The organism is Streptomyces sp. Isolate_45 (assembly GCF_024721315.2).
GTDB lineage: Bacteria > Actinomycetota > Actinomycetes > Streptomycetales > Streptomycetaceae > Streptomyces.
On record NZ_JANFAK020000085.1, the window covers coordinates 24,169 to 37,371 of the forward strand.

General features: G+C 72.0%; 9 protein-coding genes. 4 read left to right on the plus strand and 5 right to left on the minus strand.

Going from position 1 to position 13,203, the window contains the following annotated elements; genetic code table 11:
• Positions 1-42: 42 nt before the first annotated feature.
• Complete coding sequence (gene pepN / locus NOD94_RS25080) at positions 43-2,625, minus strand: aminopeptidase N (protein WP_281208356.1); 2,583 nt, start codon at positions 2,623-2,625, stop codon at positions 43-45.
• A gap of 139 nt (positions 2,626-2,764) precedes the next feature.
• On the opposite strand from pepN, the gene NOD94_RS25085 reads away from it, so the two are divergent.
• On the plus strand, positions 2,765-3,274 hold the full coding sequence (locus NOD94_RS25085; RefSeq protein ID WP_281208357.1) for a DUF1203 domain-containing protein: 510 nt from the start codon (positions 2,765-2,767) through the stop codon (positions 3,272-3,274).
• A 55-nt stretch (positions 3,275-3,329) separates the two neighbouring features.
• On the opposite strand, the gene NOD94_RS25090 is transcribed toward NOD94_RS25085, so the two are convergent.
• Positions 3,330-4,361, minus strand: coding sequence for an aspartate-semialdehyde dehydrogenase (locus NOD94_RS25090; RefSeq protein WP_281208358.1), 1,032 nt, complete (start codon positions 4,359-4,361; stop codon positions 3,330-3,332).
• Positions 4,362-4,621: 260 nt separating this feature from the next.
• On the opposite strand from NOD94_RS25090, the gene NOD94_RS25095 reads away from it, so the two are divergent.
• On the plus strand, positions 4,622-6,118 hold the full coding sequence (locus tag NOD94_RS25095) for a M28 family metallopeptidase (RefSeq protein WP_281208359.1): 1,497 nt from the start codon (positions 4,622-4,624) through the stop codon (positions 6,116-6,118).
• A 78-nt stretch (positions 6,119-6,196) separates the two neighbouring features.
• Here the strand turns inward: NOD94_RS25095 and NOD94_RS25100 are convergent, their stop codons facing one another.
• Entirely contained in the window at positions 6,197-9,541 is a 3,345-nt protein-coding gene (locus NOD94_RS25100) for a S8 family serine peptidase (protein WP_281208360.1), read from the minus strand.
• A 274-nt stretch (positions 9,542-9,815) separates the two neighbouring features.
• Positions 9,816-10,382, minus strand: coding sequence for a CGNR zinc finger domain-containing protein (locus tag NOD94_RS25105; RefSeq protein WP_281208361.1), 567 nt, complete (start codon positions 10,380-10,382; stop codon positions 9,816-9,818).
• A 129-nt stretch (positions 10,383-10,511) separates the two neighbouring features.
• On the opposite strand from NOD94_RS25105, the gene NOD94_RS25110 reads away from it, so the two are divergent.
• Together NOD94_RS25110 and NOD94_RS25115 are read left to right on the plus strand one after the other, a co-directional pair.
• Positions 10,512-10,982 carry a VOC family protein gene (locus NOD94_RS25110; protein ID WP_281208362.1) on the plus strand — a complete coding sequence of 157 codons (471 nt, stop codon included), beginning with the start codon at positions 10,512-10,514 and terminating at the stop codon, positions 10,980-10,982.
• Between the two features lie 47 nt (positions 10,983-11,029).
• Positions 11,030-11,938, plus strand: coding sequence for a pyridoxamine 5'-phosphate oxidase family protein (locus NOD94_RS25115; protein ID WP_281208363.1), 909 nt, complete (start codon positions 11,030-11,032; stop codon positions 11,936-11,938).
• Here the strand turns inward: NOD94_RS25115 and NOD94_RS25120 are convergent.
• A complete protein-coding gene (locus NOD94_RS25120) occupies positions 11,914-12,876 on the minus strand; it encodes a hypothetical protein (RefSeq protein WP_281208364.1) in 963 nt (320 codons plus the stop codon). The two genes, NOD94_RS25115 and NOD94_RS25120, sit on opposite strands and share 25 nt — an antisense overlap.
• Between the last annotated feature and the right edge of the window lie 327 nt (positions 12,877-13,203).

Here is a 13,203-nt window from a genome sequence, read left to right on the forward strand (position 1 = left end):
CCCGGTGATCGGGGCGGGGGCCGGGGCCGGTCCGGGGCCGGGTCAGATGGCGGCGGCGCCGGCCGCGGCGTCGGCCTCCTGGGCCTTCAGGGCGCGCTCGACGCCCGACCGGGACTCCGACACCAGACGGCGCAGGCCAGCGTTCGGCTCGGCCGAGGCCAGCCAGGCGTCCGTCGCGTCCAGGGTCTCCTGGGAGACCTGGAGCGACGGGTAGAGGCCCACCGCGATCTGCTGGGCGATCTCGTGGCTGCGGGTGTCCCAGACCTCCTTGACCGCCGCGAAGTACTTCGCCGCGTACGGGGCGAGCAGCTCGCGCTGGTCGGTCTGGACGAAGCCGCCGATCACGGCCTCCTGCACCGCGTTCGGCAGGTCGCCGGACTCCACCACCGAGGCCCACGCGGCGGCCTTCGCCTCCGCGGTCGGGCGCGCGGCCCGCGCGGTCGCCGCGTGGCGCTCGCCCGCGGCCGTCGCGTCCCGCTCCAGCTCGGCGGTGATCGCCGCCTCCCCGACGACGCCCGTCGCCACCAGGCGCTCCAGGAACGCCCACCGCAGCTCGGTGTCCACGACCAGGCCCTCGATCTCGGCCGTACCGTCCAGCAGCGCCGCCAGGTACGTCAGCTGCCCCTCGGTGCGGGCCGTCGCCGCGAAGGCACGGGCCCACGCCAGCTGGTGGTCGCTGCCCGGCTCGGCGCCGCGCAGGTGTTCCAGCGTGGCCTCCGTCCAGGTGGCCAGGCCCTGCTCGCGCCACGCCGGGTCGGCGTACAGCTCGACGGCCAGCTTCACCTGGCGGTGCAGCGACTGCACGACGCCGATGTCCGACTCCTTGCCGATGCCCGACAGCACCAGCGCCACGTAGTCGCGGGTCGCGAGCTCGCCGTCGCGGGTCATGTCCCAGGCGGAGGCCCAGCACAGGGCGCGCGGCAGCGACTCCGCGAAGTCGCCCAGGTGGGCGGTCACGTTGGCGAGGGACACCTCGTCCAGGCGGACCTTCGCGTACGACAGGTCGTCGTCGTTGAGCAGGACGACCGCCGGACGGGCCCGGCCCACCAGCTCCGGCACCGCCGTGAGGCCGCCGTCGATGTCCAGCTCGATCCGCTCCGTGCGCACGAGCGCCCCGTCGCGCAGGTCGTACAGGCCGACCGCGATGCGGTGCGGCCGCAGCACCGGCTCGCCCTTCGCGCCCGCGGGCAGCGCCGGGGCCTCCTGGCGGATCGCGAAGGCGGTGATGACGCCCTGCGCGTCCGTCTCGACCTCCGGCCGCAGGACGTTGATGCCGGCCGTCTCCAGCCACGCCTTCGACCAGGCCGTCAGATCACGGCCCGAGGTCTCCTCCAGGGCGCCCAGCAGGTCCGACAGGCGCGTGTTGCCGAAGGCGTGCGCCTTGAAGTAGGCCTGCACGCCCTTGAAGAAGGCGTCCTTGCCGACGTAAGCGACGAGCTGCTTGAGCACCGAGGCGCCCTTGGCGTACGTGATGCCGTCGAAGTTGACCAGGACGTCGTCCAGGTCACGGATGTCCGCCATGATCGGGTGCGTGGACGGCAGCTGGTCCTGCCGGTACGCCCACGTCTTCATGGAGTTGGCGAAGGTGGTCCACGCGTGCGGCCACTTCGAGCCCTCGGCGTCCGCCTGGCAGGCGATCGAGGTGTAGGTGGCGAACGACTCGTTCAGCCACAGGTCGTTCCACCACTCCATCGTGACGAGGTCGCCGAACCACATGTGGGCGAGCTCGTGGAGGATGGTCTCGGCGCGCACCTCGTACGCCGCGTCCGTCACCTTCGAGCGGAAGACGTACTGGTCGCGGATGGTGACCGCGCCCGCGTTCTCCATGGCGCCCGCGTTGAACTCGGGCACGAAGAGCTGGTCGTACTTCGCGAACGGGTAGTCGTAGGCGAACTTCTCCTGGAACCAGTCGAAGCCCTGCCGAGTCACGTCGAAGATCTCGTCCGCGTCGAGGAACTCGGCGAGCGAGGGACGGCAGTAGATGCCGAGCGGCACCGACTGGCCGTCCTTGCCCTCGTACGAGCTGTGCACCGCGTGGTACGGGCCCACGATCAGCGCGGTGATGTACGAGGAGATGCGCGGGGTCGGCTCGAAGGCCCAGACCCGGTCCTTCGGTTCGGGCGTCGGCGAGTTCGAGATGACCGTCCAGCCCTCGGGGGCCGTCACGGTGAACCGGAACGTGGCCTTCAGGTCGGGCTGCTCGAAGCTGGCGAACACGCGTCGCGCGTCCGGCACCTCGAACTGGGTGTAGAGGTAGGCCTGCTGGTCGACGGGGTCGACGAAGCGGTGCAGGCCCTCCCCGGTGTTCGTGTAGGCGCAGTCGGCGACGACGCGCAGTTCGTTGTCCCCGGCGGCGAGGTGGTTCAGCGCGATCCGGGAGTCCCGGAAGACGGCGGCCACGTCCAGTGACTTGCCGTTCAGGACGACCTCGTGCACGGCCGGCGCGACGAGGTCGATGAAGGTCTCGGCGCCGGCCTCGGCCGAACGGAAGCGCACGGTGGTCACGGACGGGTAGGTACCGCCCTCCTGCGCACCGCTGAGGTCGAGTTCGACCTCGTACGAGTCGACGGTGAGCAGCGCCGCGCGCTGCTGAGCCTCTTCACGGGTGAGATTCGTGCCAGGCACGCGGTCATCTCCTTTGATGGTGACGTAGCCCCGCCATCCTTCCACGAGGTCCGGGCCACCGCGCCGGAGTATCCCGCGGGCGAACGCGAGGTCCGATTTCGGCCGGCGCCGGGGGCGCGGGCGCGCCACGATCGCAGCCATGACCTCCTCCACCACACCCCTCACCGCCCGCGCCGTCGACCCCGCCGCCCTTGCCGAGCTGCGCCTGCGCGATGACGCGGGCCGGCCCTGCCTGCCGTACGGGGACCCGGAGGGCGGCGCCCCGCTGCGCTGCTGCCTGCGCCGCAGCCGGGCCGGCGAGCGCATCGCCCTGGTCTCCTACGCGCCGCTGCGCCGCTGGGCGGCCGGGTCCGGGGCGGACCCGGGGGCGTACGACGAACAGGGCCCCGTGTTCGTGCACGCCGACCCCTGCGCGGGCCCGCCGGAGGGCGGCGGCCTCCCGTTCGGGACACCGGGGGCGCTGCGCGTCGCCCGGCGCTACGACGCGGCCGGCCGGATCCTCGGCGGCCGCGCACTGGAACTGGGCGAGGAGCCCGACGATGTCGTCGGGCGGGCGCTCGCCGAGGCCTTCGCCGACCCGGAGGTCGCCCTCGTGCACGTCCGGGCGGTGGAGTACGGCTGCTTCCTCTACGAGGTGCGCCGGCCGTGAAACGGGGGAGGGGCGGGCGCCGTACGGCACCCGCCCCTCACGCACCGGCGACCGGTCAGCCCTGGCGGAGTTCCTCGGCCACGAGCTCCGCGATCTGCACCGCGTTCAGTGCCGCGCCCTTGCGCAGGTTGTCGTTCGACAGGAACAGCGCGAGGCCGTTGTCGACGGTCTCGTCCACGCGGATGCGGCCCACGTACGAGGCGTCCTTGCCGGCCGCCTGGAGGGGCGTCGGGATCTCGGACAGCTCGACGCCGGGGGCGTCCTTCAGCAGCTCGTAGGCGCGCTCGACGCCGATGGGGCGCTCGAAGCGGACGTTGACCTGGAGCGAGTGGCCCGAGAAGACGGGGACGCGCACGCAGGTGCCGGAGACCTTGAGCCCCGGGATCTCGAGGATCTTGCGGGACTCGTTGCGGAGCTTCTGCTCCTCGTCGGTCTCGAAGGAGCCGTCGTCGACCAGGTTGCCCGCGAGCGGGACCACGTTGTACGCGATCGGGCGCTTGTAGACGGCCGGCTCCGGGAAGTCCACGGCGCCGCCGTCGAAGGTCAGCTGGTCGGCGGCCTCGGTGACCGCGCAGGCCTGCCCCTTGAGCTCGGCGACGCCCGCCAGGCCCGAGCCGGAGACGGCCTGGTAGGTGGTGGCGATCAGGGCGAGGAGGCCGGCCTCGTCGTGCAGCGGGCGCAGCACCGGCATCGCGGCCATGGTGGTGCAGTTCGGGTTCGCGATGATGCCCTTGGGGCGGTTCTTGATCGCGTGCGGGTTGACCTCGGAGACGACGAGGGGGACCTCCGGGTCACCGCGCCAGGCCGAGGAGTTGTCGATCACGACGGCGCCCTGGGAGGCGACCTTCTCGGCGAGGGCCCTGGAGGTCGCGCCGCCCGCGGAGAAGAGCACGATGTCCAGGCCGGAGTAGTCGGCCGTGGAGGCGTCCTCGATGGTGATCTCCTGGCCCTCCCACTCCAGGGTCGAGCCCGCGGAACGGGCCGAGGCGAACAGCCGCAGCTCGTCCAGCGGGAACTTCCGCTCGGCCAGGATGCCGCGCATGACTCCGCCGACCTGTCCGGTGGCTCCGACGATTCCGACCCTCACGGTGACTCCTCTACGTATGTACGACGCGGGCGCGCGTGGAGCCATCATGCGTTCGACCCCACGAGCCTTGTCCAATCCATTGTCCGAGGGACGGACGGTGTCCTGGGCGTGAACCCCCGTGACGAGTGCGTGAAGCGCGTGTTTCACCGCCCCCGAACGGCCGTTTTGCCTGGTCGGTGGGGGTTAGCGTCCGGACTGTCGTGCCCGGTATCCGGACACGCCGTCCCACTTTCCGAACCGTCTGAACGGGGAGAACCACCGTGCGGGACCACCGCCACCGCCGCCGCTCCATACCGGCCCTCGCCGCCCTCGCGGCCGCCGCCGTAGCCGCTCCCGTGCTGTTCGCGGCCGCGCCGGCCGCGGCCCACGACCGCGACCACCGCGAGGGCCGGCTCGCCAAGGAACTCGTCGAGGAGGTCACCGCCCGCGGTGCCCACCGCCACCTGGCGAAGTTCCAGCAGATCGCCGACGCCAACGGCGGCAACCGCGCCGCGGGCACCCCGGGCCACGCCGCGTCGGCGGCGTACGTCCACGACACCCTGAAGAAGGCCGGCTACCAGGTCTCCTACCAGGACTTCGACATCCACGAGGCCCACACGAGGACGGAGCGGACCACCGTCCTCGGCGCCGCCCCCCGCGAGCTGGCCACCGCCGCCTTCACCTTCACCCGGTCCACCCCGGCGGGCGGCCTGACCGCGCCGCTCGCCCTCGCCCGGGTGGACGAGAGCCCCGGCTGCACCGCCGACGACTATCCGGCCGGTGCCTTCGCCGGGAAGATCGCCCTGGTCAAGCGGGGCGCCTGCACCTTCGTCGAGAAGCAGAAGGCGGCCGCCGAGGCGGGAGCGCTCGGCGTCATCGTCTACAACCACAGCGGTACCACCCCCGTCCGCGGCGGGTTCTCCTCGCCCGCCGAGGGGCTGATCCCGAGTGCGGGCATCACCCTGGCCGACGGCGAGGCGCTGGCCGCGGCCGCCGCGGCGGGCGAGGTGAAGGTGCGCCTGGACCTGGACCAGGAGCACGTGAGGAAGACCACCCGCAACGTGATCGCCGAGACCCGGGGCGGCCGCGCCGACCGGGTGGTGGCCGTCGGCGCCCACCTGGACTCGGTCCCCGGGGGCCCGGGCATCAACGACAACGGCTCGGGCTCGGCCGGCCTGCTGGAGGTGGCGCTGAAGCTCGCCGACGAGGGCGCGAACAAGAAGGGCAAGGGCAAGCAGCCCGCGAACAAGGTCCGCTTCGCCTGGTGGTCGGCGGAGGAGCTGGGCCTGCTGGGCTCCGAGCACTACGTGGCGCAACTGTCCGAGGGGCAGAAGAAGGACATCGCCCTCTACCTGAACTTCGACATGATCGCCTCGCCCAACCCGGCGCAGTTCGTCTACGACGGCGACGACTCGGACAAGGTCGGCGCGGGCGCGGGCCCGGCCGGCTCGGCGCAGATCGAGGCGCTGATCAACGGCTTCCTCGACAAGAAGGGCAAGCCGCACGAGGGCAGCGACTTCGACGGCCGCTCCGACTACGGCCCGTTCATCGCCAACGGCATCCCGGCGGGCGGCACCTTCACCGGCGCCGAGGGCATCAAGACCGCCGAGCAGGCCAAGCGCTACGGCGGCACGGCCGGAGCCCCGTACGACCCGAACTACCACGGGGCCGGGGACACCCTGAAGAACATCGACCTGAAGGCCTTCGACACGAACCTGGACGTCATCGCGCACGCGGTCGGCACCTACGCGGAGTCGCTGCGCCCGCTCGGCAAGTAGCGGCCGGGGGAGGGGGAAAAGCCCGGAGGGGCGGTGCTCGTCACGAGCGCCGCCCCTCCGGTTTTCGGTCCTACCGGGTTACGGGAGGACCTTGTCGATCTGGACGCTGCCGGTGCCGGCGGCGGTGCCGCGGGCGTTGAGCAGCTGGACCTGGCCGAAGAACTGACGGCCCTCGGGGGCCGCGCTGTTGACCAGGACGTTCGCCGAGACCTGCGCCGAGGCGCCGGAGGCGAGGTTCACCGTGGCGGCCTCGTCGACCTGGACGGAGCCCAGACCGGCCGAGAAGAACACGTCGCGGTAGTCGTACGTGGTGGTGCCGGCCGGGATCGCGTAGCCGATCACCTTGATGCTGTAGGTGCCCGCGGCCGGCTTGACCAGGCTCACGGCCTCCTCGGAGTCGCCGTCGGCGGCGGTGCCGACCTTGACGCCGTCCTTGTAGACCTCCAGGTCCAGGTCGGCGCCCGTGTCGGACGTCTTGCCGATGGCGACGTCGAGGCGGGAGACGCCCTCGCCGATGGTGACCTCGGTGGTCTGGGTCTCACCGGCGGCGATGGTCGGCTTGGCGACCTTCGCGGAGCCGAGCGGACCGCCCTGGAGCTTGCCGCCGGCGATGACCGCGGCGTCGTTCTTGACGGTCCACTGGACCGGCGCCGGGGTGCCCTGCTTGACCTCGGGAAGGACCTTGACCGCGGGGTCGAAGGAAGCGCCGAGGACGGACACGTCCAGCTTGTACGGGTTGTCGAGCAGCGGCGACGTACGGCGCGACTCGACCTCGATCTCCCAGACGCCCGGGGTCGGCTCGGCGTACGAGCGCAGGTCGGGGCGGCAGGTGTTCGCCGGGTTGTCGTAGTTCGGGTAGCACTGGGTCGTCGCGCTGTCCTCGACGCCCAGACCGTACGGGTGGATCGAGATGAAGCGGGTCTGGCTGTCGGGCTTCAGACCGCCCAGGGCGACCTCGAGGGTCTTGGTGCCCGGGGGGACCGTCACGAAGTACGACTTGTGGCTGTTGCGCTGCACGGACGAGGTGTCCGACAGGGTGTAGGTCGGCTTGGCCAGCGGGGCCGCCGCGACGACCGTCGCCAGGACCTGCTTGTCGATGCCCTCGGTGTTCGGGTCGTCGAGCTGCAGGATGCCGCTGTGGACGCCGGCCGACTTGACGTTGGCCTCGACCTTGATGGTGACGGGCTTGTTCAGCGGCAGCGTGACGTAGTCGTAGCCGCCGATGACCTTGAAGCTTCCGTCGTCGTTGCGCCAGCTCAGGTTGTGCCGGGTGCCGTACTTCACGCCGGTGGTGCGCGTGACGACGACGTTGTAGACCTTCTTCTGGCCGACCTTCAGGCCGCCCTCGCGGTCGTAGACGCCGGTGCCGAAGCCGGGGGTCTTCAGGAACTGGTCGATCGCGGTGTCGACCGGGGCCTTGACCGTGAACTCCTCGGCCTTCGCGTCGCGCTGGATGGACTCCCACGCGGCGTTCACGTCGAGCAGGCCCGCGCCCTGGGCGTGCGCCGGGACGTCGTCGATCTTCTTGGCGGTGCTGGTCAGCGCGACCCGCAGGTTCGCCGGCTTCAGCGCGATGTTGTTCTGCTTCGCGGCCGAGATCAGCAGGGCGCCGGCGCCCGCCGCCTGCGGCGAGGACATCGAGGTGCCCTGGAGCATGCCGTAACCGGCCGGGAGGTTGTAGCCGGCCTCCTTCACGGGCGCGCCGGGCAGCCAGGTCTGGATGGTGTTGATGGCCGAGCCGGGGGCGGTGATGGTCGGCGTGAAGCCGCCGTCCTCACGCGGACCGCGCGAGGAGAACGGGAACATGTTGTACTTCTTGCTCACGCCGGAGCCGTAGTTGGCGGCCCAGGTCTCCTTGGAGACCGCGGCGCCCACCGAGATGACCTTGTCGGCGAGACCGGGGTCACCGATCGTGTTGACGCCGGGGCCCTCGTTGCCCGCCGAGATGACGAGCTGGACACCGTAGGTGTCGATGAGGTTCTTGTAGAGCTCGGAACGCGCGTTGTTGCCGTCGTTGAGCGCCGGCAGGCCGCCGATCGACATGTTGACGATGTCGACGCCGCGGTTCACGACGAGGTCGATCATGCCCTCGGTCAGCGCGACGTTGGTGCAGCCGCCGGACCAGGAGCAGGCGCGCGAGGAGACGAGCTTGGCACCGGGGGCCTGGCCGTTCATCCGGCCGCCGAAGAGGCCGTTGGCGGCGGTGATGCCCGCGACGTGCGTGCCGTGCTCGGACTCGATGATGCCGACGTTGACGAAGTCGGCCTTCTTGCCGACCCAGTCACCGCCCAGCGGGTCCATCGGGACGTCCTTGCGGATCTCGATCACGAACGGGATGCGCTCGGCGACCTCGGTCGCCGCGTTGTCCGTGCCGAAGTAGCCGACCTGGTTGCCGTCCTTGTACGGCTTCATCGGCTCGTTGTTGGTGAAGTCGCCGTCCTGGTCGGTGTCGACGCGGACGGTGCCGGCGGCGACGTCGTAGAGCAGGCCGAACCGGTCGGTGGTGTCCCCGTCCCGGTTGACGTCGCCCTTCATGTCACCGTTGGCGGTGATCGACTCGGAGAAACGGCTCCACTGGAAGTTGCCCTCCGGGGCCTTCCAGCTCTGACCACCGGCACTGAAGGTGCCGCCCGCGGCGGTGACCGGGGTGATCTGGGCGCGCCAGGTCCCGTCGTTGTCCGTGATCGGGTCGGTCGCGGTCACCCAGTCGACGATCTTGCGCTCGCCGGTGGTGGTCTTCTGCAGGGCCGGGTGGCCGACGTCGACGCCCGAGTCCATGATGCCGATCGTCACGCCGCGGCCGTCGGCCTGCGGGTTGTTCTTGACGAAGTCGACCGAGCCCGTCTCGAAGGACGGGTTGTACGGGTTCTGCGCCGGGGTGTTCTTGTCCGGCGCCGCGTAGGTCTCGGCCGCGGTCTTCTTGACCGTACCGGTCTCCCGGTCGGCGTCCGGACGGGGGTCCGGACGCTGGATCTCGTGCCGCAGGTCGATGCCGTGGACGGAGTCCAGCTTGCCGGCGGCCTTCAGCGCCGCGTCGGCCTTGCCGGTCGGCAGGGTGGCGCGGACGTAACCGAGCTTGTCGTACGTCCGGCCCACCGAGGCGCCCTGGACGGCGCCCAGCTGGTCGGCGACCTGCTTGGTCTTCCCGGGGGCGGTCGCGACCATGACGGTGACGGTGGCGTCGCCCTTGGCCTTGGCCTCCTGGAGCAGTTCGGCGTCCGCCGAACCGAGCTTCTGGTCGGCGGACTTGACCGGCGCGGAGGCCGGTCCCGTCCCCGGACCGTCGGCGGTGCCCACCGCGAAGGCGGGCATGGCGCCGGTGGCGCAGAGGGCGGCCACCAGGCCCGCGGCCGCGGCGACGCGGGCCACGCGCCGGGTGCCCGGTATGGCCCCGTTGGTGGAGCTGGGGGAGTCGAGGGTCATCAGCATCCCTGGCTAAGTGAAAGATACGGTCCGGATTTCGGTGCCGGATGACCGGTCAGCTTTGCCGAAGTGACTGCTGTTTGGGGAGTGTTGTCATTGACCGAGACCTGACATGGCGGACTCTCGCCAACGCGGAGCAGCCGCCAGAGGGCGCAAGGTCGGGCAGGTCAGGGCAATTCGCAGGCGTCTGCGAGTGGATTTATAGACTTTCCCGGCTCGCGGCAGGGCCCGAGCGGGCTTCCGTCTCGCGGCGGGTGTGACAGATTCCGATCGTTCAGCGCACGCGCGTGCGCGCGTAGTGGCGCGAGGCCTTGGCGCGGTTTCCGCAGGCGGCCATCGAGCACCAACGCCGGGTGCCGTTGCGCGAGACGTCGTGGAAGTGCAGCACGCAGGACTCGGCGGCGCACTTGCGGATCCGGTCCGGCCCGGCGACCAGCAGGTCCAGGTAGTTCCGGGCGGCGGTCCAGGCGGGACCCCAGGCGGGATCGGCGAACTCGGCGCGCTCGCCCGGACCTTCGGGCGTCAGGGTGGCCCGGATCCGGCCGTGTTCCAGGACGGCGTCGACCAGAGCCCGCGCCCCCTCGTCGGACGGGTCCGCGACGGCGCGGGCCAGCGACTCGCGCGCGGTCAGCAGGTGGACCAGGGTCGCGGCGTCGGCCCGGAAGCGGTCGGCCAGGCCGACGCTCCCCAGCCAGAGCGCGAGCCCTTCGACGCGGGTCAGCCCGAAGGCGCCCGCGAAGAGGTCGAAGGGTTCGCCGTCGGCGACCCAGCGCGTGTTCAACAGGTCGAGGGCGACCGGTTCCCCGATCAGCGGACGCCGGTCCGTTACCTGCGCCGTCATGCCGCCTCCTCGCGTCGCTAACCCCTCAAGAGTACGTGACTGGTTGACCTCTCGGTCTCTAACCTTTAATCTCGAAGTAGAAGGTTAGTGCGCATCGGAACTCGGAAGTCTTCGGGAAAGGGATCCACCATGACCACCGCCACCACCGCCGCCGTCGGCACGCTCCGCACCGGCCATATCGGCCTGAACGTCACCGACCTGGACCGCTCGCTCGCCTTCTATCGCGACGCGCTGGACTTCGCCCTGCTCGGAGAGGGCAAGGAGGAGGGCCGTCGCTTCGCCTTCCTCGGCCGGGACGGCGAGCTCGTCCTCACGCTCTGGCAGCAGGCGGAGGGGAGCTACCTGCCGACCGCCGCGGGACTGCACCACCTGGCGTTCACCGCCGGGGGCATCGAGGAGGTCCGGGCGTACGAGGAGCGGCTGCGCGGGCTGGGCGTCGCCTTCGCCCACGAGGGCGTCGTCGCCCACGCCGAGGGCGCGGCCTCCGGCGGGATCTTCTTCCACGACCCCGACGGCACCCGTCTGGAGATCTCCGTACCCACGGGCGCGGAAGGGGCTCCGGCCCCGACGGAATCCGCTCCCACCTGCGGGTTCTTCTAGGCCTCTGTGGATCCGAGGCCCCACGACGCAAGGAGAGGAGCACCGTCATGGCGTACCACTGGGGTTCGCTGGCCGTGCAGGAACGGGTCGGCGTGCGCGACCTGGCCGATCACGTCGGCCGCTCGATCGGCACGGACATCAGGGACGTGGCCGCGGCCTTCCTCGCCGAGCAGCCCCACCTCGTCGTCGGAGCCGCCGACGCCGCCGGTCGGATGTGGGCCTCGCTGCTCACCGGCCCGCCCGGTTTCGTACGGGCCGCCGGGCGCACCCGGATCGTGGTGGCCGGCGGGCTGCCGCAGGGCGATCCGCTGGAAGGGGCACTGGCCGCGGCGGGCACCCGGGTCGGGACCATCGCCCTCGACCCGCGGACGAGGCGCCGGATGCGGCTGGGCGGGACCACCGCACCGGTGCCCGGCGGATTCGCGGTCGATGCGGACCGGGTCTTCGCGAACTGCCCGAAGTACCTGCAGAAACGCCGGCCGCTGGAGGTGGTGGCCGAGGGGGCCGGGATCGTGCGGTGCGGGGAGGCGCTCACCCCGGCCCAGCGGGAGGCGGTCCGCGCCGCCGACACCTTCTTCGTGGCCACCGCGTCGCCGGACGGGGCCGACGCCAGCCACCGGGGAGGGTTCCCGGGCTTCGTGGAGGTGCTCTCGGCGACCGAGCTGACCTGGCCGGACTATCCCGGCAACGCCATGTTCCTGACGCTGGGGAACCTCGCGGCCGACGGGCGGGCCGGGCTGCTCCTGCCCGACTGGGAGGGCGGCGGAGTGCTCCAGCTGAGCGGGCGGGCCCGGACCGGATTCGGGGCGGACGGCGCGCGGGTCGTGCGGTTCACCGTGGAGTCGGTGGTGGAGGGCCTGCATCCGGGACGGCTGCGCTGGAGCGCCCCGGAGTACTCCCCGGCCAATCCGCCGCTCGCGCGGCCGGCGCCTCACCGGGGGAGCACCACCAGGTAGGCGGCGGGCTCCCGGTCGTCGGCGGCCGTCAGGGCGGTGCGGACGACGGCGGCCTGCTGTTCGGGCCAGTCCCGCAGCTTGCGGGGGGTCAGGTGCAGCACGGTCACCCCGAGTCGCTCCAGCGTCTCGCGCTTGCGGACGGACTCCGACCAGTCCTCGTCGTCGTGCTGGCGCGGGGCCCGGGTGTCGATCTCGATGGCGACGGCGTGCTCCGGCCAGTACGCGTCGACCCCGCCGAGGTGCGGGCCCCCGGGGAGCCGCAGGTCCACGTTCCACACGGGCTCCGGCAGCTCGTAGCCCCGTACGAGCTGGTACAGCCGGTCCTCCGCGATGGCCCGGCCCTCGGCCAGCAGCGCCTCGACGGCGTCCACCACGTGCGGCCGGTTCAGCAGCCGGGCCACCGTCAACTCCCGTACGACGGCGGCCGGCTCGCAGTGTCCGGCGCGGACGGCCTCGCTGAGCAGGCGGCGTACGGTCGCGGCGTCGGACAGCTGCGAGACGGCGTCGGCCACGGCCCGGGCCACCGGGGCCACGGGCAGCCCGGTCACCTCCACGGAGCGCGGCGGGGTGTGCGTGCGGATGATCCGGACGTCGCCGGTGGACCGCAGTCGCCGGGTGTTCGCCACGAGGACGTCGATGTGGGAGAGCCCCAGCAGGGCGGGGGCGGACGCGAAGCGGTACAGCGCGAGGGCCGCCAGCCCGGTGATCATGACCTCGGCGCCGCCCCGGCGGCCGGCGTACAGCAGGGCCGCGTGCAGTCGCTCCTCGCTGGTCGCCGGACCTGCGTGGAGCAGGAACACCCCGGGCAGCAACTGTTGCCAGGGCCGCCCGGCGGCGTCGGATGCGCTGACGCCGTGCTCGCGGAGCTGGGCGAGGGTCAGCACGCGGGGGCGGCTGGCGGTGAGGTGGGCGAGGGGGAGGGGTGCGTTCTGGTTCATGACGCGGTGATTCCCTCAGGCCATGGCCTTGCTAACCCCTGTTACACGCTCGTCGACAAATCCGGACAAGCCAGGGCTAAAGTACGGGCGTTCGACTGCCGAAAGGGACCCCGCCGCCCCGCATCCGTCGTATGACCATATCGGTGCTTCCGGCGGCGGGGAAGGAGGCGGGTGAGCAGGCGCGGAACAGGGCGAAAGCGGGCGGGGGGGGGGGGGGGGGGGGGGGGGGGGGGGCGCCCCCCCCCCCCCCCCCCCACACCCCCCCCCCCCCACCCCCCCCCCCCCCCCCCCCCCCCCCCCCCCCGCCCCCCCCCCCCCCCCCCCCCC